This window comes from Hallella seregens ATCC 51272 (assembly GCF_000518545.1).
In the GTDB taxonomy this organism is placed as follows: Bacteria; Bacteroidota; Bacteroidia; order Bacteroidales; family Bacteroidaceae; genus Prevotella; species Prevotella seregens.
In genome coordinates this window covers 83312-103646 of record NZ_KI912452.1, presented here as the reverse complement: position 1 = coordinate 103646, position 20335 = coordinate 83312, and the positions used below count along the sequence as shown (strand labels likewise).

At 55.8% G+C, this 20335-nt stretch carries 15 protein-coding genes; 13 read left to right on the top strand and 2 right to left on the bottom strand.

The annotated features are described in order from the left end of the window. Positions 1 to 31 precede the first annotated feature (31 nt). On the top strand, positions 32 to 1039 hold the full coding sequence (locus L888_RS0112230) for a 2-oxoacid:ferredoxin oxidoreductase subunit beta (RefSeq protein WP_005845151.1): 1008 nt from the start codon (positions 32 to 34) through the stop codon (positions 1037 to 1039). A gap of 136 nt (positions 1040 to 1175) precedes the next feature. Here L888_RS0112230 and upp read toward each other — a convergent pair whose 3' ends face one another. Beyond that, positions 1176 to 1835 carry a uracil phosphoribosyltransferase gene (gene upp / locus L888_RS0112225; protein WP_015298558.1) on the bottom strand — a complete coding sequence of 220 codons (660 nt, stop codon included), beginning with the start codon at positions 1833 to 1835 and terminating at the stop codon, positions 1176 to 1178. A gap of 385 nt (positions 1836 to 2220) precedes the next feature. On the opposite strand from upp, the gene pckA reads away from it, so the two are divergent. The 11 genes from pckA to L888_RS0112165 all read left to right on the top strand — a co-directional run bounded on the left by pckA (position 2221) and on the right by L888_RS0112165 (position 14387). Further along, positions 2221 to 3834: a phosphoenolpyruvate carboxykinase (ATP) gene (gene pckA / locus L888_RS0112220; RefSeq protein WP_027953093.1), complete on the top strand. Its 1614-nt coding sequence runs from the start codon at positions 2221 to 2223 to the stop codon at positions 3832 to 3834. Positions 3835 to 4341: 507 nt separating this feature from the next. Next, positions 4342 to 5715, top strand: a complete 1374-nt coding sequence (locus L888_RS0112210) for a DUF6242 domain-containing protein (protein WP_027953092.1) — start codon at positions 4342 to 4344, stop codon at positions 5713 to 5715. A gap of 30 nt (positions 5716 to 5745) precedes the next feature. Then, positions 5746 to 6426, top strand: coding sequence for a type IX secretion system protein PorG (porG, locus tag L888_RS0112205; protein ID WP_027953091.1), 681 nt, complete (start codon positions 5746 to 5748; stop codon positions 6424 to 6426). Between the two features lie 13 nt (positions 6427 to 6439). Then, complete coding sequence (locus L888_RS0112200) at positions 6440 to 7180, top strand: isoprenyl transferase (RefSeq protein ID WP_027953090.1); 741 nt, start codon at positions 6440 to 6442, stop codon at positions 7178 to 7180. 62 nt (positions 7181 to 7242) lie between these two features. Beyond that, entirely contained in the window at positions 7243 to 9867 is a 2625-nt protein-coding gene (locus L888_RS0112195) for a BamA/OMP85 family outer membrane protein (RefSeq protein ID WP_005845159.1), read from the top strand. A gap of 55 nt (positions 9868 to 9922) precedes the next feature. Further along, the gene (locus tag L888_RS0112190) at positions 9923 to 10471 is read left to right on the top strand and encodes an OmpH family outer membrane protein (RefSeq protein ID WP_005845161.1); all 549 of its coding nucleotides are present in this window, start codon (positions 9923 to 9925) and stop codon (positions 10469 to 10471) included. 106 nt (positions 10472 to 10577) lie between these two features. After that, complete coding sequence (locus tag L888_RS0112185; protein WP_005845163.1) at positions 10578 to 11072, top strand: OmpH family outer membrane protein; 495 nt, start codon at positions 10578 to 10580, stop codon at positions 11070 to 11072. A gap of 194 nt (positions 11073 to 11266) precedes the next feature. After that, positions 11267 to 11824, top strand: a complete 558-nt coding sequence (locus L888_RS0112180; protein ID WP_027953088.1) for an OmpH family outer membrane protein — start codon at positions 11267 to 11269, stop codon at positions 11822 to 11824. 25 nt (positions 11825 to 11849) lie between these two features. Then, positions 11850 to 12716: a glutamate racemase gene (gene murI / locus L888_RS0112175; RefSeq protein WP_044249427.1), complete on the top strand. Its 867-nt coding sequence runs from the start codon at positions 11850 to 11852 to the stop codon at positions 12714 to 12716. A gap of 62 nt (positions 12717 to 12778) precedes the next feature. Further along, complete coding sequence (rbfA, locus tag L888_RS0112170; protein ID WP_015298559.1) at positions 12779 to 13114, top strand: 30S ribosome-binding factor RbfA; 336 nt, start codon at positions 12779 to 12781, stop codon at positions 13112 to 13114. A gap of 13 nt (positions 13115 to 13127) precedes the next feature. Continuing rightward, positions 13128 to 14387 (top strand): FtsX-like permease family protein, encoded by a 1260-nt coding sequence (locus tag L888_RS0112165; protein ID WP_027953086.1) that lies wholly within the window; start codon positions 13128 to 13130, stop codon positions 14385 to 14387. A 146-nt stretch (positions 14388 to 14533) separates the two neighbouring features. Here the strand turns inward: L888_RS0112165 and L888_RS0112160 are convergent, their stop codons facing one another. Then, positions 14534 to 17224 carry an alpha-L-rhamnosidase gene (locus tag L888_RS0112160; RefSeq protein WP_245594885.1) on the bottom strand — a complete coding sequence of 897 codons (2691 nt, stop codon included), beginning with the start codon at positions 17222 to 17224 and terminating at the stop codon, positions 14534 to 14536. A gap of 225 nt (positions 17225 to 17449) precedes the next feature. Between L888_RS0112160 and L888_RS0112155 the strand changes: the two genes are divergently transcribed. Further along, positions 17450 to 20293: a lipocalin-like domain-containing protein gene (locus L888_RS0112155; RefSeq protein ID WP_027953084.1), complete on the top strand. Its 2844-nt coding sequence runs from the start codon at positions 17450 to 17452 to the stop codon at positions 20291 to 20293. The last annotated feature ends 42 nt before the right edge of the window (positions 20294 to 20335 follow it).

Here is a 20335-nt window from a genome sequence, read left to right as displayed (position 1 = left end):
ACAGCCCGCCCCTCAAGACAAGAAAACATTTATGGAAACACTTACAGCGCAAGATTTCAAGAAAGGACTGCCACGGTGGTGTCCCGGATGCGGCGACCACTTTTTCCTGGCCTCGCTGCACAAGGCCATGGCCGAGATAGGCATTCCACAGCACATGACGGCCGTCATCTCGGGCATCGGATGCTCCAGCCGACTGCCCTACTACGTCAATGCCTACGCCATGCAGACCATCCACGGCCGGGCCGCCGCCATCGCCACGGGCGTGAAAGTGACCAACCCGGAGCTCACCGTGTGGCAGATCAGCGGCGACGGCGACGGGCTGGCCATCGGCGGAAACCACTTCATTCACGCCATACGCCGCAACGTGGACATCAATATCATCCTGCTCAACAACCGTATCTACGGCCTCACCAAGGGCCAGTACTCCCCCACATCGCCCCGCGGCTTCGTGTCGAAATCGAGTCCTTACGGCACGGTGGAAGACCCGTTCCGCCCGGCCGAACTCTGTTTCGGTGCCCGCGGCCGCTTCTTTGCCCGCGCCGTGGCCACCGACTCCACGGGCACCATCGAGGTGCTCAAGGCCGCCCAACGGCACAAGGGGGCCTCCGTGTGCGAGATTATGCAGAACTGCGTCATCTTCAACAACGGCACCCACGAGTCTATTTACAGCAAGGAGGGGCGCCGGCAGAATGCCATCTACGTGGAAGACGGCAAGCCGCTGGTGTTTGGCGAGGACGACAGGTACGGACTGGTGCAGGAGGGTTTCGGCCTGAAAGTGGTCGAAATCGGCAAGGACGGATACACGATGGACGACATCCTGATTCACGACAGCCACTGCGAGGACAAGACGCTACAGCTCAAACTGGCCATGATGGACAACGAACACGGCTTCCCGGTGGCCCTTGGCGTCATCCGTGACGTGCAGGCGCCGACCTACGACGAGGCCGTGAACCGGCAAATTGAAGAGGTAAGCCAACAGAAAGCCTACCACAACTTCACCGAGCTGCTCGAGACCAACGATATTTGGGAAGTGGAGTAAAGTCCAGGCTTCACTTCCCGACAAGAAAAACTCCCTCCACGCCGCGGCCCGGCGCATCCCGGTTTTCGGGTGTCGCACAGGGCCGCAGCGTGGAGGGAGGACAGGTTAAACCATAGGGGGCAACAAGGGGTCCGGCCTACAGTTTGCCGCCGTAGCACAGGTCGCCGGCATCGCCGAAGCCCGGCACGATGTACTTGTGGTCGTTCATGCCCGGGTCGATGGCGGCACACCAGATGGTGGTCTTGTCCTCGGGGAACGTTTTCTGGATGTGAGCGATGCCCTCGGGCGTGGCGATGACACAGGCCACATGGATGCGCTTGGGCGTGCCCTTGGTGAGGAATGCCCTGTATCCCAGCTCCATACTGCCGCCGGTGGCCAGCATCGGGTCGGCGATAATCAGGTTCTTGCCGTCGATGCTCGGTGTGGCCAGATACTCCACATGAATGCCCACCTTGGTGTGTTCCTCGTCCTTGTACTCGCGATAGGCGCTGACAAACGCATTGCCGGCATGGTCGAACACATTGAGGAAGCCATTGTGGAAAGGCAGTCCGGCACGGAAGATGGTGGCCAGCACTATCTTATCGGTGGGCACGTTCACCTGGGAAAAGCCCAGCGGGGTCTCGATGTCCTGCGGCTCATAGTCGAGCGTCTTCGAGATTTCAAAGGCCTCGAACTCACCTATGCGCGTAATGTTGTTGCGGAAAAGCAACCGGTTTTTCTGATACTCCCTGTCACGTATCTCCGCCATATACTGATTGATGATGGAGTTGTGCTCGCTCAGGTTGATGATTTTCATATTTGCAGAATGGCTTTTTGTTAAATTCGTGCAAAGATACTCGTTTTCTCTGGGATGGGAAAGACAAATCCCGGAAAAGTTGAACCATCCCGGCATCGCGCCTTGATCGGGAAATCACGACTGCGGCACGGGCCCTGCCCTACCCCGGTATGGGAGTGCCGAATTTTTGCAAAGTCTAAATAGCAAATCCAAAAAGGGCGTCTCTGTTTTTGTATTCTTTAACCTAAAAAGGACAGAGAGGCCGTATTTTTACAAAATGAAAGTTGGCCGTTCATCACAATTTACGTAACTTTGTGGGCGTATAAGGATAGTTTGGAGCCATGTAACTCCAGTCCGACAAAGGGTAAAAAGCATTTATTCACAACTTAATACATTGAATTAGAAAATGGCAAAGTTTGACAAGAGCGTACTGGAAAAGTACGGCATCACGGGAACCAAAGAGGTTCTCTACAATCCTACTTACGAGGTGTTATTTAACGAGGAGACCAAGGAAGGCCTTGAAGGTTTCGAGGTGGGCCAGGAAACTGAGCTCGGCGCCATCAATGTCATGACTGGTATCTACACCGGCCGTTCTCCTAAGGACAAGTTCATCGTTGACGATGAGAACTCTCACGACACCGTATGGTGGACTTCCGAGGAGTACAAGAACGACAACCACAGGGCCACCAAGGAGGCTTGGGCCGCCGTGAAGGAAATCGCCAAGAAGGAACTGTCAAACAAGCGTCTGTTCGTGGTCGACGGTTTCTGCGGCACGCACAAGGACACCCGCATGAAAGTGCGCTTCATCATGGAGGTGGCATGGCAGGCTCACTTCGTGACCAACATGTTCATCCGTCCTCAGAGCGAGGCCGACTTCGAGCAGGAGCCCGATTTCATCGTCTACAACGCCTCCAAGGCCAAGGTGGAGAACTACAAGGAACTCGGCCTGAACTCTGAGACTGCCGTTGTGTTCAACGTAACCAGCAAGGAGCAGGTTATCGTCAACACATGGTATGGCGGCGAAATGAAGAAAGGTATGTTCTCGATGATGAACTACTTCCTCCCGCTGAAAGGCATGGCTTCCATGCACTGCTCTGCCAACACTGACATGAACGGTGAGAACACCGCCATCTTCTTCGGCCTGTCCGGCACGGGCAAGACCACGCTGTCCACCGATCCGAAGCGCAAGCTCATCGGCGACGACGAGCACGGTTGGGACGACGAGGGCGTGTTCAACTACGAGGGTGGCTGCTATGCCAAGGTGATCAACCTCGACAAAGAGGCTGAGCCCGACATCTACGGCGCCATCACCCGCGACGCTCTGCTGGAGAACGTTACCGTTGACAAGAACGGCAAAATTGACTTCGCAGACAAGAGCGTGACCGAGAACACCCGCGTAAGCTATCCCATCTATCACATCAAGAACATCCAGCGTCCCACCTCTCAGGGTCCCGCCGCCAAGCAGGTGATCTTCCTGAGTGCCGACGCTTTCGGCGTGCTGCCTCCCGTATCTATCCTGAACGCAGAGCAGACGAAGTACTACTTCCTCTCTGGCTTCACCGCCAAGCTGGCCGGTACAGAGCGCGGCATCACCGAGCCCACGCCCACATTCTCGGCTTGCTTCGGCCAGGCTTTCTTGGAGTTGCATCCCACAAAGTATGCTGAGGAGCTTGTGAAGAAGATGGAGAAGAGCGGCGCCAAGGCCTATCTCGTGAACACTGGCTGGAACGGAACAGGCAAGCGTATCTCTATCCGCGACACCCGCGGCATCATCGACGCCATCCTGAACCACAGCATCGACGCTGCCCCGACCAAGCAGATTCCTTACTTCAACTTCACCGTTCCCACAAAGCTCGAGGGCGTAGCCACCAACATCCTCGATCCCCGCGACACCTACGCTGACGCTGCTCAGTGGGAGGAGAAAGCCAAGGATCTGGCCGCCCGCTTCATCAAGAACTTCAAGAAGTACGAGGGCAACGAAGCCGGCAAGGCTCTCGTGGCTGCCGGTCCTCAGCTCTAAGCATCCGATTCACGGAATCACAAATCATCAAGCCCGCCTCCGATGGAGGCGGGCTTTTTAGATTGACCTAAATCAAAAAGGCTGCTTAAAATAATAAAAATGTGCAAATATATTTGGTTTCGTCAAAAACTTGACGTAACTTTGCACAGTCTTCGTGAGAAGATTCACATAAAGTTTCATTAGGTTAGTAGTTTGATAGATTTTTAAGGTAAAGATTAGGATTATGTTATTAGATTTTGAATCAGTCGTGATGCTGGTATTGGTCATGTTGATGACCGCTCTTAGTATTATTGCTTTGGTACATACCAGCATCCGTTAACATTATTCTTACAAAGAGGCAGTGCGAGTGATCGTATTGCCTTTTTTGTTTGCCTTGTTGAGGCAAACTTCTAAACAACCTTAAAAAACACGCTATAAACCAATATTTTACATAATAAAGCCTCAAAAGTGGCGCAATTTTGGATATTTCTAAGTAATTTTGCAGCTAAATCAACTAAATTGCGCGCAATGATCAAGAAGTTATTGTCATGGGCCATGATAGCCTCAGCCACGGTCTCAATGACCTCGTGCCTGAGCAACAATAATGACGAAGACATAACCTACTATGACGATACGGCCGTGACAGCATTCTCTCTGACCACGGTAAAACGGCATCTCCACACCACAGCTTCTGACGGTGTGACCGACAGCATATACACTTCCAACTACAGTGCCAGCACCTATACTTTCTATATTGACCACCAGAAACAACTGATTTACAACCCCGACTCGCTGCGCTATGGCACGGACGCCTCCAAGGTGGTGTGCTCCATCACAACCAAAAACAGCGGAACCATTGTCCTGAATCTCAGGGACAAAGAAGGAAAGGACAGCCTGACCTACTATGCCAGTACCGACTCTCTCGACTTCTCTTCGCCTCTGCGTGTACGTGTTTACAGCCTCCGGGGCACAGCTTGGCGGGAATACACAGTCAAGCTGAACGTGCACCAACAGACCGGCCAGGAGATGAGTTGGAACCGGCATGCCATTGATGCACTCGACGGTGTGGAGGGACGCAAGCTGATTGTCAGCAACAAGCAGACCTACATCTTTGGTGTGAAATCAGGAAAGACTGTGGTACTCAAGCAAACGGGAACCACCTATACACAGCTTACCACGACCTTTTCGGCAGCAGCCTACCAGAGTGCCATAGCCAAGGATGGCATGCTCTACGTGCTCGACGAGGGAGGCAAGGTGATGCAGTCTGCCGATGGTGAGAGTTGGAAACAAGTAAGTTCCAATGCCGAGCTGACGCAAATCATCGGTGCCAGTGATGTCCGCCTCTACGCTCTGACGGCTGTCGGCATCTCCAGTTCGGCCGACAACGGTGCCACATGGACCACCGACAGCTTGGACGACGAGACCGCCAACCTGCCCACAGACAACCTTAACTTCGTTTGCAAGGCCTCGAAAACCAATGCTCACACCAACGATCTGGTGATTGTGGGAACCAGAAACGGCGAAACCAAGATATGGCGCAAGGTGGAAGAAAATGCCAGCGGCTCTCAAAACCAGCCTTGGGCTTTCTATCCAGCCGACGAATACAACCGCAAAAAACTCCCGGCCTTAGCCAATCTCCAGGCCATCGGCTACGACGGCGGCATACTGGCCATTGGCGGTGACTTCACATCGTTCTATTTCAGCAATGACGAAGGACTCACCTGGGTCAAGACCACAGCCTATGCCCTGCCCGCCAGCTTCGTCAAGTCGGCCGCTGCGTTCACCATGACCGCAGACGGTGGCAACTACATCCATCTGTCCAAGAATGGCGAAAATCAAATCTGGAGCGGACGCCTCGCCCGCCTGAGCTGGGCCACTGAACAGAAAGCTTTCACCGAATAACCGCACACAACAGGTATCAGGCAACAAGGGATGAGGAAGCTGCTGACACTCATAGCCGTGCTGACGGTTGCTGCCATTTCGACCAAGGCACAGGACGACCCAGAATACCGCATGGAGATAGGAGGCGGTGTGGGTATCAACGGGTATCTGGGCGACTTCAACGGCAACATCACCAAAAACCTGCAGCCCATGGCTACGCTCCTGGCCCGCTATGTATTCAATCCCTACATGGGACTGCGCATGAATGTGAGTTATGGCACCATGAAAGGCTCGTCGGCCGACGTGCAAACCTATTATCCCGACTACGCCAGGACTCCCTACACGTTCAAGAACGGACTCTACGACGTGTGCCTGACATACGAATATAACTTCTGGCCCTACGGCACCGGCCGCGACTATCGCGGGGCCAAACGCCTCACGCCGTTTGTCTTTGCCGGATTGGGCGGCACCTACGCCGATACGAGAGCCAAAGGAAAGTTTGCACTCAATGTGCCTGTAGGCATCGGCCTGAAATACAAGATGGGCGACCGGGCTAACCTCGGACTGGAGTGGGCCATCCACTGGGCACAGAGCGATGAACTCGACGGAGTGAAAGATCCCTACTATATCAAGAGCAGCGGCCTCTTCAAGAACACCGACTGCTACACGGCATTGCAAGTGACACTCAGCTACAGCCTCATGGCGAAGTGCAGGACATGTAATAAGGAATAAAGCGACAAGCGATATGACAGAACTCGACAGAACAAGAATTCCACAGCACGTTGCCATCATCATGGATGGCAATGGACGATGGGCCATGGAACGTGGAAAAGACCGCAGCTATGGCCATCAGGCAGGTGTAGAGACCGTCAAGCGCATCACCTCCGAATGTACACGTCTGGGTGTGAAGTATCTCACCCTCTACACTTTTTCTACCGAGAACTGGAGTAGGCCCGAATCAGAGATTGCCGCTATTATGGGACTCATCATCGAGTTTCTGGAGGAAGAACTCTTCCATAAGAACAATGTAAGGTTCCGCATGGTGGGCGAGATGGACCGTCTGCCCAGCAACGTGCAAGAAAAAATCAAGGGTATGATGGAGCGCACAGCCTACAATACAGCCATGACAATGGTTGTGGCATTGAGCTACAGCTCACGATGGGAATTGACACGCGCCGCCCAACACATTGCCACCGAAGTGAAAGAGGGTACACTGGCCGTCAACGACATTACCGAAGACACCATCAGCCAGCATCTGGAAACCCATTTTATGCCAGACCCCGACCTGCTCATCCGTACCGGCGGTGAGCTGCGCATATCCAACTACCTGCTTTGGCAGATTGCCTATTCTGAACTCTACTTCTGTGATACCTACTGGCCCGACTTCGACGAGGGCGACCTCCATCAGGCCATCGCCAGCTATCAGAATCGCCAACGAAGATTCGGCAAGACCGAAGCACAGGTAGAAGGAGAAGCATATATATAATAAGGTGAAAGGAACAAAAGCTAAAAGAGCAAAGGTAACAGGGTAACCCAAACCAACATACGATGCACCATAACAAGAATAAGATATTTGCAACCCTCGTGGCCATGGCCTGCTGCATGGGAGCTGAAGCACAGGACAAGATTATCCACCCGGACATCACCTATGCCGGAACGCCGCGCGATGTCGTCATCGCGGGGTTCAATGTCTCAGGCATGGACGGTTATGAAGACTACACGCTGACCGGTATCTCCGGGTTGGCCATAGGCCAGCATATTTCGTTGCCGGGCAACGAGATTACCGATGCTGTGAAGCGTTACTGGAAACATGGGCTCTTCTCCGACGTGCAAATCGCCGCAGACTCGCTCGTGGGCAACAAGGTATACCTGCATATTGCGCTGAAGCCGCGCCCACGCGTCTCTGAAATCAACTATACCGGACTCAAAAAGAGTGAACGCGAGGACATGGAACAGAAACTGGGCATGATGAAAGGCGGACAAATTACGCCCAACATGATTGACCGTGCCAAGATTCTGGCCAAGAAATACTTCGATGACAAGGGATTCAAGAACGCCGACATCGAGATACGCCAGCGCGATGACGTGACCGCCAAGAACCAGGTGATTCTGGACGTCATCATCGACAAGAAGCAGAAGATGAAGATTCGCAACATCATCATCGAGGGCAACGAGAAGCTCAGCGACGCTAAAATAAAGGGCGGTCTCTTCTCTAAAGGGGCCTTTGCCAAAACCCACGAAGCTGGCAAGCTCTCGTCGTTCCTGAAATCCAAAAAGTACACACCCGAGCGCTGGAAAGAAGACAAGGAAAAACTCATTGAGAAATACAACGAGCTGGGATACCGCGATGCAGCCATCTTGGAAGACAGTGTGTGGAACAACGACCCCAAGCACGTCAATGTATTTGTCAAGGTAGCCGAAGGGCAGAAATACTACATCCGCAACCTGCATTGGGTGGGCAATACGGTGTACAACTCCGATTATCTCTCCGGTCTGCTCACCATGAGGGCCGGTGATGTCTACAACCAGAAGCTCATGAATAAGCGCCTCTCCGAGGATGACGATGCCGTGGGCAATCTCTACTACAACAACGGCTACGTATTCTCCAGTATCACGCCTACAGAAGTGAACATCGTGGGCGACTCCATCGACCTGGAAATGCGTGTCGTGGAGGGGCCACAGGCTCACCTCAGCCATGTGCGCATCAACGGAAACGACCGTCTCTACGAGAATGTCGTGCGCCGTGAGCTCCGTACCAAACCAGGCGACCTCTTCTCCAAAGAGGCTCTCATGCGTTCGGCGCGCGAGCTGGCTTCCATGGGGCACTTCGATCCAGAGAAAGTTGCACCCGATATAAAACCCAACTATGAGAATGGCACGGTAGACGTGAACTGGAACTTAGAGCAGAAGTCCAACGACCAAGTGGAATTCTCACTCGGATGGGGACAGACAGGTGTCATCGGCCGGGTAGGCCTCACGCTCAACAACTTCTCCATGGCCAACCTCTTCAACAAGAATAAAGAGCATCGGGGCATCATGCCTGTGGGCGACGGCGAGAAGCTCTCGCTCGGTGTGCAGACCAACGGAAAATACTATCAGAGCTACAACGGAAGCTATTCCACGCAATGGTTTGGCGGCAAGCGCCCCATTCAGTTCTCGTTCAGCATGTTCTACTCCAAGCAGACCGACGTGTCAAGCAACTACTACAACTCGGCTTGGCGGAACAGTTACTATAACTATATGCTTGGGTCAAGCAGCTATGGCTACAACTACTCCAACTACGAGAACTATTACGACCCCGACAAATATGTGCAGCTCATCGGTGCCAGTCTGGGATGGGGCAAGCGTCTGCGGTGGCCCGACGATTACTTCACACTCTCGCTGCAACTGTCCTACACGCGCTACATGCTGAAAAACTGGCGTTATTTCCTGCTCACTACAGGTAACTCCAACAATCTGAATCTCAGCATCTCGCTCGACCGTTCGTCCACCGACAACCAGCTTTTCCCGCATCGCGGCTCTGAGTTCTCGGCCAGTGTCACCATCACTCCGCCATGGTCGGCCTGGGACGGCAAGGACTATAAGAACCTCGCCACCAATCCCAGATCGGCTTCCTACAACCGTGAACAGCAAGAGAAATACAAGTGGATTGAGTACCACAAGTGGAAGTTCAAGTCACGTACCTTTACCGCTCTCGGCAGTGCACAGAAGTGCTTCGTGCTGATGACACGTATCGAGATGGGCTTGCTCGGTAGCTACAACAAGAACAAGAAGTCGCCTTTCGAGACCTATTATATGGGTGGCGACGGCATGAGCGGCTACTCCACGAGCTATGCCGAGGAAACCATTGGCCTGCGTGGTTACGAGAATGGATCGCTCACCCCCTACGGCTACGAGGGTTACGCCTACGACCGCTTCTCGCTGGAACTCCGTTACCCGTTCATGTTGGGCAACACCACCATCTACGGCCTGACGTTCCTCGAAGGCGGTAATGCCTGGACCGAGACCAAGAACTTCAATCCTTTCAACATGAAACGCTCGGCCGGCGTAGGTGTTCGCATCTTCCTGCCTATGGTCGGACTCATGGGTATCGACTGGGCCTACGGCTTCGACAAGGTGTTTGGCACCAAGGGCGGCAGCCAGTTCCACTTTGTACTCGGACAGGAGTTCTAAGCATTGAGGAAAAGATAAGTTCAATAAGAGAAAAATTAAAAGGAGAGGATAAGCAATGAAAACCATACGTCATTTCAAAACAACAGCATGGGTCAGAACCTTTCTGCTGATTGCCGTTTTTACTGTCACACCATTTGCTGTCAGTGCCCAGAAGTTTGCGCTGGTCGACATGGAGTATGTGATGAAGAACATCCCAGCCTATGAGCGTGCCAACGAGCAACTCAATCAGGTGTCCAAAAAGTGGCAGGCCGAGGTAGAGGCCCTCAATACCGAGGCTGCCACCATGTACAAAAACTACCAGAACGAGGTGGTGTTCCTGTCTCAAGAGCAAAAAAAGACTAAGCAGGAGCAAATCATGACCAAGGAAAAAGAGGCTGCCGACCTGAAGAAAAAGTATTTCGGTCCCGAAGGCGAACTCTTCAAAAAGCGTGAAAGTCTCATGACCCCTATTCAAGAAGAGGTATACAATGCAGTCAAAGAGATTTCCGACCTCCGCGGCTACAGCCTTGTGCTCGACCGTGCCTCTGACACAGCCATCATCTTTGGCTCACCCAGGATAGACATTTCCAACGAGGTGCTTGAGAAACTGGGCTATGGCAAATAAGCCCCAAGGACGAAAAGACACAAAGTGACAAGATGAAAGAATGGCAAGGAAGCCATCACAACATCGACAATAAAGTACAAACCATAATTAAAACATAAGAAAAGAAATGAAAAAACTATTTTTAATGATGATGCTGATGGCCCCCTTGGCCACTTTTGCCCAGAAGTTCGGCAAGGTGAACACCCAGACCATCATGCAGTCCCTGCCCGAGATTTCCAAGATCAATGGTGAACTTGAGGCCACGGCCAAGCAGTATGAAAACGACTTGAAGAGCATGCAGGACGAGCTGCAGCGTCAGAGCGATGCCTACGACAAGGGCAAAAGCACCATGAATGCCACCGCTCAGAAACAGAAAGAGCAGGAACTTCAGCAACTCTATCAGAAGATTCAGCAGACCTATCAGGACAACCAGCAGGCCCTGCAAAAGGCCCAGCAGGAGAAGATGCAGCCCGTCGTGGCCAAGGTGCGCAATGCCATCACCAACGTGGGCAACGCCGGTGGCTTCACCTATATCTTTGAAGAAGGTGCTGCTGTCTACACAGGATCCAACGTAGAGGACGTGACCTCCAAAGTGCAGTCTGAGCTCAGCAAGATGAAGTAACCCCCATTTCATCACAGGTCTCCCAAACGGAAGACCGTCAGAGACAGGAGAAGTTAAGACCCGTTGCCCGTGCCAACCATCGGCACGTGCATCCTGTCTTAACTTCTTTGTCGCCTTACGGGCTCCCTGCCACTCCCTCACCAAGTCTGCTCCACCCCCGTGAATCTCCAAATCACGAATCAGAACATATCGCAATGAAACATACTTCCCTCCTCCTGTTACTTGTCATGGCCACCCAAACCACACCGGCCCAGACCACAGCCGAGCCCATCCAGCAGCCCCAGCAGATACTCCCCACTGCCGGTGCCACCCTGCACTTTGGCTATCTCAGTTATCAAGCCGCTCTCCATGCCATGCCCACATACACCATCGCCCAGCACAATCTCAATGCCTTGCGCACCAAGTACGATGAAGAGATGAAGCGCGTGGAGGAAGAGTTCAATCAGAAATACGAGCTGTTCCTCGACGGGCAGCACAACTTTGCCCCCTCCATCCTGCAAAAGCGACAAGCCGAACTGCAAGACCTCATGGAGAAGAACATGGCTTTCAAGCAGGAAGCCCGGCGACTGATGCACCAGGCAGAGGAAGAAGCCTACAAGCCATTGCGCGACCGTCTTGCCTTGGCCATCCAGAAAGTGGGGCGCGAAAAAGGACTTGCTTTCGTACTCAACACCGATAATGATGCCGTCCCCTATGTCAACACTGCTTGGGGAATCGACATCTCTGAGGCTGTCAAGGCCGAGACCAAGTAAGCCTCACACCCATCCGCGTCTGCTTATGGATTCCTCTTCACTTTCCATTTTGCCTCCCAGCGAGGGCACATCCATCGGGGTCTTCGACTCCGGATACGGCGGACTTACCATTCTCCATGGCATCCGTCAGCTGCTGCCACAATACGACTACGTCTATCTGGGCGACAATGCCCGTGCTCCCTATGGCCCCCGCTCGTTCGATGTGGTCTATGAATTCACGCGGCAGGCCGTGAGGAAACTCTTCGAGATGGGATGCCGGCTGGTCATTCTGGGTTGCAACACCGCCTCGGCCAAAGCCCTGCGCTCCATCCAGCAGAACGACTTGCCCCACTGGGATCCCTCCCGTCGCGTGCTGGGCATCATCCGACCCACAGCCGAAGTCATTGGCAAACTCACCCGCAACAACCATGTGGGTCTATTGGCCACCGAAGGTACAGTCAGGAGTCATAGCTATGCCTTGGAGATAGCCAAGCTCTGGCCCGACATCCAGGTCACCGGACAAGCCTGTCCTTTCTGGGTGCCCCTTGTAGAATACAACGAAGCCGACTCGCCCGGGGCCGACTATTTTGTCAAGAAACGCCTCGACCAGCTCATGGTCAAAGATCCCGACATAGACACCATTATCCTGGGCTGCACCCATTTTCCTTTGCTCATGCCCAAGATTCTGAAATACGTGCACGATGGCATCCGTCTCGTCCCCCAAGGCGAATATGTGGCCGACAGCCTGAAAAACTATCTTCACCGGCATGCCGACATGGAGAGCCGGCTCAGTAAAGGACATTCCGTCCGATACTTCACCACAGAAAGTCCCCAACGCTTCAAAGAGTCGGCCTCTGTGTTCCTCCGCGAGAAAATCGACGTGGAGCACATTGAGCTGGGTAACCGGGAATGAGCGGAAAAAGGTTGGAAGCCAAACGTTTATAGTTAGAAATTCATGATTTCAAATTAAAAATTATGCAAGAAACCAGACAGAACAAAATATCACGTCTGCTCCAAAAGGAGCTGGCCGAGATTTTCCAGGCCCAGACACGCCAGATGCACGGCGTGCTCATCAGCGTCACTCGTGTGCGCATCAGCCCCGACTTGAGCATCTGCTCGGCCTATCTCAGCATCTTTCCCTCCGAACAAGGAGAGCAGTTGCTGCAGAACATCACAGCCAACGAAAAGAGCATCCGCTACGAGCTGGGCCGACGCGTGCGCAACCAGCTGCGTATCATTCCCGAGCTGCGCTTCTTCATCGACGACAGCCTCGACTATATCGATCGCATCGACGAGCTGCTGAAGAAGTAACCTCCCGGCAACCATGAAGCAGAATCTCAACCATTCTTCGGTCTCCCCTTTCTCCCTCTTCATTGCCCATCGCTATCTCTTCTCCAAAAAGAAGACGCATGCCATCAACATCATCTCGCTGATTTCGGTCATCGGCGTGGCTGTGGCAACGACGGCACTGGTCATTGTACTCTCGGTGTTCAACGGATTTCACGATTTGGTGGCGAGCTTCTTCACCAACTTTGACCCGCAACTCAAGGTGATGCCCGTGAGTGGAAAGACGGCTCCTGCCGATGATCCGATACTCACCCAGATACGCCAACTGCCCCAAGTGGAGGTAGCTACGGAGACCGTGGAAGACATGGCCTTAGCCGTCTACAACGGCAGACAGGCCATGGTGACCGTGAAAGGAGTGGACGACAACTTTGCCGACCTCACCCACATCACCGAGATTCTCTATGGTGACGGACAGTTCCAGCTGCACACGGCCAACCTGCAATACGGAACGCCTGGGTTGCGTCTGGCCCAGACGCTGGGCACCGGCACGCAGTGGAAAGGCTATATGCACATCTATGCGCCGCAGCGCGAGGGACAGTTCGATTTCTCCGACCCAGAGAGTAGCTTCGTCACCGACTCGCTCATCGCCTCGGGAGTGGTCTTCTCCGTGAATCAGAGCAAGTACGACAGACGTTATCTCATCACCAGTCTTGGGTTCGCCCGTAACCTCTTCGGGCAGCAGGGCATGGTGTCTGCCCTGGAACTGCGACTCAAACCGGGCTCGGATTTCGAGGCCGTGAAATCCCGGATGCAGCAACTGGCAGGCTCGCGTTATCGCGTGCTCGACCGTTTCGAGCAACAAGCCGACACGTTCAAGATTATGCAAATCGAGAAACTCATGGCCTATATCTTCCTCACGTTCATCCTCGTGGTGGCCTGTCTCAACATCATTGGGTCGGTCTCGATGCTCATCATCGACAAGAAAGACGATGTGCACACCCTGCGCAATCTCGGAGCCACCGACCACCAGATTACGGGCATCTTCCTTTTTGAGGGCCGTATGATTAGTGCCATTGGTGCCGTTGTGGGCATCTTGCTGGGACTGCTGCTCTGCTGGCTCCAGCAAGAGTACGGTTTTGTGCGCATGGGCGAGGCCGACGACACTTTCGTGGTCAATGCCTATCCCGTCAGTGTGCACTATCTCGACGTGTTCCTCGTCTTCCTCACCGTCATCGTAGCCAGCTGGCTTGCCGTGTGGTATCCCGTCAAGGCATTGAGCCGTCGCCAGCTTCGGTAGCAGCATCAAGCCTTTTTTTGCATTCATCCATCGGGAGGTTTATTCCAAATGCGGGGGCCGGCATAAAGACCGGCCCCCGCATCAACACCCCGTTTTCTCCCTGTTCATTCTATCTCAAGGCGGGCATCCTTTCATTTTTCTTGTTTTCATTTTTCCATTTCCTTTCTCATTCGGTACACTCCCGACCCCACGATGCGCGTCTTCCTACCAGGCAGATGGAGTTCGGCCGTCGTGTTGGGCGGCACAGTAACCGTCCACACGATACCATTCCCCTCACGATGCCAGTTGCTGCGCACCGTTCCATAAGGACTCTCGTGCGAGGCCTCTACACCCGCACAGGCCTCAACGGAAAAGTCGGGAGCCATGACCGTGCGGTGGAATCCCGGGTCGGTGTCGCTGCTCCGTAGCCCGCCCATCTGCTCATAGGCCCACGGCAGCAGGTCGCCCAGCAGCATTACGTGGTTGCCGCTGTTCATCGACGGGTTGGCCGTATCGCCATTCCATAGTTCCCAGATGGTGGTAGCCCCACGACTCACCATATAGCCCCAGCTGGGATAAGCCGTGCTGGTAGCCATGCGCCAGGCCAAGTCGCCCCGCCCTATACCGGCCAGATAGCGCATGAGCCACTGTATTCCCACCACGCCGCAACTCTGCATGCCATGGTTCCGCTCCTCAATGGTACGCAGCAACGCGTCTCTCACGGCCGCTTCCTGGTCGGCCGGCACCAGTCTCATGGCCAGCGGCAGCAGGTTGGCCGTCACCGTGCCGTTGGCATAAGTGCCGTTGTGCAGATAAGCAGCGTTGAGCGCACGGCACGTGGTGTCGGCCTCCTGCATGTAATAGTTGTGGTCGGTCTCCTTGCCCTGCGTGACGGCATAGCCCGCCATCAGCCGGCACAGGTAGGCATAGTAGCACGACGAAATGAGCTTGCCGTCGGTCTGTCGGGCCGGATCCTTGCTGTGTATCAGCTCGGCCGACTCCGGCGGCACACACCAGTCGCCATAGCGATCATAGGTGATGAGCCCGTCTTTCCACCTATAGTTGCGCACATGGCGCAGCCAGCGGTCGACATGTCCGTAATGCCGGGCCACCATGCGGTCGTCGCCATACTGCCGTCGTATCATCTCACAGGCAAAGGGCAACACGGCCGGCCAGGTCATATTGGTGTTGTAAAGCCGCCAGTAAGCCGGCATCACGTCAGAGAGGGCTCCATTGGGCAACTGGCTGTCGGCCATGTCGTCCAGCCACTTGGCATAGAGCGGACGCACGTCGAGCACATAGCTTTCCCCCAGACAGCCCATGGTGCGGTCGCCCGTCCATGGCATGCGCTCGTCGCGTTGCGGGCAGTCCATGGGCATTCCCTTGTAGTTGCTGCGTATGCCGCGGTAAGCTGCCTCCATGACAAGGTTCAGCGTGTCGGCCCCCACGAACCGAATGCTGTTGCCCATTCTTGACAGATTGTCGGAAATCAGCAGTCGCTCCACGTCTTCAGGCTCCAGCCGTTCCACCCCCGTCACCTCGGCATAGCGGAATCCAAACCAGGTGAACTCCGGCTGCCACCTGCGCGCTTTGCCGTCGGCCACATACCATGCCGTGGCCTGAGCCGAGCGCAGATTGTCCGTGTAGAGCGTCGAATCGCCCGGTTCCAGCAGTTCGGCATGGTGCACACGCACGGTGTCTCCCTTGGCGGCGTGCACGCGCAGACTCACCACTCCGGCCCCATTGGTGCCAAAGTCGATGAGATAGCGACGGCCCATCTTGCGCAGACTCACGGGGCTGTCCGTCTCGTACACTGTCACCGGCTCGGTGAGACTGCCGCGCATGGTGCCCCCAGGAGCCTGGCAGCATGGGGCGACGGCCCAGCGGCTGTCGTCGAAGCCGGGCTGTGTCCAGCCGGCAAAGTCCAGCCGACTGTCATACGTCTCACCGTCGTAAAGGTTGCTCCAGCGCAGCGGGCCGTCGGCATTCATCCGCCACGAGGGGCCGGTGGCAACGGTGTCGGCGCGGCCGTCGGCATATTCTATGATGAGGTCAAGGCGCAACCGGGGCAGACCATAAGTGGGGCGCATATCGGTTCCACTACTTTGTCGCGGGGCGAAATAGTAGCCCGGGGCCACCACAGCCCCGATGGCATTGCTGCGGCCAAGCAGTGAAGTGACGTCGTAGCTGTCGTAGGCCACGCTCTTGGCATAGTCGGTGGGCACCGGCGAGAGCCGGTTGCGGTTCACGCGGCGGCCGTTCAGCCAGAATGCATAGTAGCCCAGCCCCGACACGTGGACCGTGGCACGCCGCACGTCTCCACGGGTCTCAAACTCCCGACGAAAGTATCGTCCCGTGGCGCGGCTATGCTTCTGGCAGCTGTCGTGGGCCAGCAACGAGTCGGTGCCTATCCACCGGCCCGTCCAATTGGCGTCGCCCATGAGCCCCGTACTCCACTGCGCCACGGGGCTCCAACGGGCCCGTCCCTTGTTGGTCTTGGCCTTCACTTTCCAGTAATAGGTGGTATTGGGGTGCAGGGCAGGGCCTGCATAGACCACGTTTTGCGAGCGGTCGGACTGCACGGTGTGCGTATCCCACACGTCACCCTCGTCGGCCTCCAGCTTCTCCCTGCTCGTAGCCACGAGCAACCGGTAGGCCTTTTGCACCACGTTTTTCTTGTCCGACCTGATTTGCCACCCCATGCGGGGCTGCGGTTCGTCAAGTCCCATGGGGCTTTGGCGGCCCTCCACGGTGAGTCGTCCATAGCCATTCTGCGCTGTCAGGGGCAGAGCGGCCCACCAAAGCAGGGCTGCGCCAAGCAGGTTCGCCACATACGGTTGCATCTTCTTCCGTTTCATGTCATCCAGTTTCATACGTTTAGCTTTCATTGCAAAGATAGGCCTTTTCCATCGTTCCGGCCTCGGATATTTGGCTTTTTTGCTTCAACTTTCAGTGGCCGGCGGCACATGGTGCAATGACGGGCAAAAAAAGTGTCTGCCGTACTGTTATTTTGATTTTTTGTTTTAACTTTGCAAGCAAGGCCATACAGCCGTCGCAATCCCAAGATAACACAACAACACTATATGAAAAAACTATCTGCCCTCCTGTTTCTGCTGGCTGCCCTGCCCTGGGCGCCGCTGTCGGCCCAAAGCCAACTCTCCCGAACCGACTTGCAACGCCTCTACACCCGGCATGCGCCCACGCGTGTCAGCGTGCACGATCCCTCGGTGGTATGGGACGAAGCAAGCCAGCAATACTACATCTTCGGGTCGCACCGCGCCCAGGCCAAGACGCGCGATCTGTACCACTGGACGGCCATCTCGCCCGCCATTCCCTGGGGACGCGTCAGTGCCTCGGGGGCCATACAACAGCTGACCAGCCAGTTTGCCTTCGACACCCCACAGGTGAAGACCGTGACCAAGGGCGGCGTAGCCCACACGTTGCCGGCTTTCAATGCCAGGGAATGGGCTGCACAAACCTCCACAAACTACGGCATCGACGGCAACCTGTGGGCTCCGGACATTATATATAATAAGGTGATGAAGAAGTGGTGCCAGTATCTGAGCATCAACGGCGACAAGTGGGCATCGAGCATTGTACTGCTCACGGCCGACAAGATTGAGGGGCCCTACGTGTACCAGGCTCCGGTGGTTGTCTCGGGATTCAACGGCACCAACACCAACGACTACCACAAGACCGACCTGGAGATTGTGCTCGGCGCACAGTCGTCGCTGCCCGCACGCTACAACAAGGGCAGCCAATGGGGCACCACCTGGCCCAACAACATAGACCCTTGCGTATTCTACGACGAGCAGGGCAAACTCTGGATGACCTACGGCTCATGGTCGGGCGGCATCTTTGCCCTGCAGCTCGACGAGACGACGGGACTGCGCGACTACGACGTCACTTACCCGCTCACGGGCAGTGGCAGCAACTATACCTCCGACCCTTACTTCGGAAAGAAGATAGCCGGCGGCTTCTACGTCTCGGGCGAAGCCTCTTACGTGCAGCACATCGGCGACTACTACTACCTCTTCATGACCTACGGCGGGCTCGATTCCAAGGGTGGTTACGAGATGGAGGTGTTTCGCTCGAAGAACCCCGACGGCCCCTATACCGACCCGCGCGGCACCAGCGCCATCTTCTCCAACTACCAAATGAACTACGGCCTCAAGGCCAGCAGCGTGCGGGGCGAGAAGATTCTCGGGGCCTATGCCGACTGGGGCTACATGGCTACCGGCAAGGCGGGCGAGCTGTCGCAGGGTCACAACTCGGCCATCACCGACGACAAGGGCCGCTCTTTCCTGGTCTACCACACTCGTTTCAACGATGGCAGCGAGGGCCATCAGGTGCGCGTGCACCAGCTCTTCACCACGCAGAGCGGCTGGCTGGCCGCCGCGCCCTTCGAGTTCAATGGCGAGACAGTGACCGACGACTCCATCGCCACACACCAACGCTTCCCGGCCGCCGAGGTGGCCGGCACCTATCAGGTGCTGCTGCACAAGCAGAAGATGGACTATGCCAACCGTGAGGTGGTGCGCCCCGAGACGCTCTCGCTGAATGCCGACGGCACTGTGACCGGAGCCTACACGGGTTCGTGGGAGCTCGTCGACGGCACGTCCTACATCAACATCACTGTCGGGGGCTACACCTATCAGGGTGTCGTGGTGGAGCAGCAGCTGGAACCCTACGCCCTCAAGGCCGTCGCATTCTCGGGGGTAAGCAATCGCGGCGTGGCCCTCTGGGGCTACAAGCTGCACGGCAGCTCACAGCTGGCCGCGCTGGTGGTCGGCGGCAAGGTACCCGTGAACGATGGCGACCGCGTGAGCTACAGCCTCGACCTGACGAGCTTTGCCGGCGACACCAAGGTGGAATGGCAGTCGTCGCGCCCCGACATCCTCTCGGGCACGGGCGAATACCATGCCGACGCCATGACGGCCGACGAGCAACCCGTGGATCTCTACATGACGCTCACGGCCGGCGATGCCCAATACTGCGACACCATCAGCGTGACGGTGGTGCGCTCCACGGCCGACTACTGGACGGGGGCCAAGGCCTATTATCCTTTCAGCCAGCAGCCGGCGGCCAACGCTTTCAACACAACACAGGCGGCGCAACTCAAGCGTAACGGCGCGACGGCCCTGCCCACGCTCGCCACCGCCCCCGACCGTAGCAGCCAAGCCGTGCATACGGCGTTCGGGGCCAACGGCAGCGAGAGCTACGTGCAGATGCCCAACGCGCTTCAGGGAGCGGCCCTTGCCGAGGGCTTCAGCGTGTCGTTCCTCACCAAGCGGGTCGACGACAACCTCTGGGATGCCCTTTTTGCTTTCTACAATGCCGCAAGCGGCGCGCGCCTCTACCTCACGGGCAACGCCTATTTGGGCTACAACAACAATGCCGGCAACTGGACCGACCTGAACTATCCCGACGTTGCCACGGGCCACATCGGCGTGGGTAGCTGGTCGCTGGTGACGCTCACCCTCTCGCGTGCCGAGGGGCCGAAGCTCTACGTCGACGGCTCGCCCAAGCCTTTCAACACGGTCAAGGGCTCGCAAGGGGGCACCGGCATCACGCAGATGGGGCAGTTCAGCTTCTCCGAAGTGGTCGACTTCGTGAAGTCGTGCCCCGACATGTATCTGGGCTATGGCTCGTTCTGGGGCTCCTGCGATGCCTGGTTCGACGACCTGATGGTGTTCGACCGCGTGCTCTCGGCCGACGACGTGGCAGCCCTCAACGCCGCCGAACGCATCGGACACGACTTCACCGGCATCAGCAACACAAGGCCAAATGCACACGATGCCCGTACCGAAAGTGCCGTCTACAACCTGCAGGGCCAGCGCGTAGCGGCCTCCGGGGGCCAAGCCTCACTCGCCCGTCTACCCCACGGCATCTACATTTGCAACGGAAAAAAGTTTGTTGTGAAGTAAGAATAAACGTATTGCTCCCCCATAAGCACGGCTTATGGGGGA

Excerpts from the sequence above, each read along its gene's own strand:
- L888_RS0112180 (WP_027953088.1), top strand. The coding sequence starts at position 11,267 with ATGAAACATACTTCCCTCCTCCTGTTACTTGTCATGGCCACCCAAACC.
- murI (WP_044249427.1), top strand. The coding sequence starts at position 11,850 with ATGGATTCCTCTTCACTTTCCATTTTGCCTCCCAGCGAGGGCACATCC.
- porG (WP_027953091.1), top strand. The coding sequence starts at position 5,746 with ATGAGGAAGCTGCTGACACTCATAGCCGTGCTGACGGTTGCTGCCATT.
- L888_RS0112155 (WP_027953084.1), top strand. The coding sequence starts at position 17,450 with ATGAAAAAACTATCTGCCCTCCTGTTTCTGCTGGCTGCCCTGCCCTGG.
- rbfA (WP_015298559.1), top strand. The coding sequence starts at position 12,779 with ATGCAAGAAACCAGACAGAACAAAATATCACGTCTGCTCCAAAAGGAG.
- L888_RS0112230 (WP_005845151.1), top strand. The coding sequence starts at position 32 with ATGGAAACACTTACAGCGCAAGATTTCAAGAAAGGACTGCCACGGTGG.
- L888_RS0112200 (WP_027953090.1), top strand. The coding sequence starts at position 6,440 with ATGACAGAACTCGACAGAACAAGAATTCCACAGCACGTTGCCATCATC.
- L888_RS0112190 (WP_005845161.1), top strand. The coding sequence starts at position 9,923 with ATGAAAACCATACGTCATTTCAAAACAACAGCATGGGTCAGAACCTTT.
- L888_RS0112160 (WP_245594885.1), bottom strand. The coding sequence starts at position 17,224 with ATGAAACGGAAGAAGATGCAACCGTATGTGGCGAACCTGCTTGGCGCA.
- L888_RS0112185 (WP_005845163.1), top strand. The coding sequence starts at position 10,578 with ATGAAAAAACTATTTTTAATGATGATGCTGATGGCCCCCTTGGCCACT.
- L888_RS0112165 (WP_027953086.1), top strand. The coding sequence starts at position 13,128 with ATGAAGCAGAATCTCAACCATTCTTCGGTCTCCCCTTTCTCCCTCTTC.
- upp (WP_015298558.1), bottom strand. The coding sequence starts at position 1,835 with ATGAAAATCATCAACCTGAGCGAGCACAACTCCATCATCAATCAGTAT.
- L888_RS0112210 (WP_027953092.1), top strand. The coding sequence starts at position 4,342 with ATGATCAAGAAGTTATTGTCATGGGCCATGATAGCCTCAGCCACGGTC.
- L888_RS0112195 (WP_005845159.1), top strand. The coding sequence starts at position 7,243 with ATGCACCATAACAAGAATAAGATATTTGCAACCCTCGTGGCCATGGCC.
- pckA (WP_027953093.1), top strand. The coding sequence starts at position 2,221 with ATGGCAAAGTTTGACAAGAGCGTACTGGAAAAGTACGGCATCACGGGA.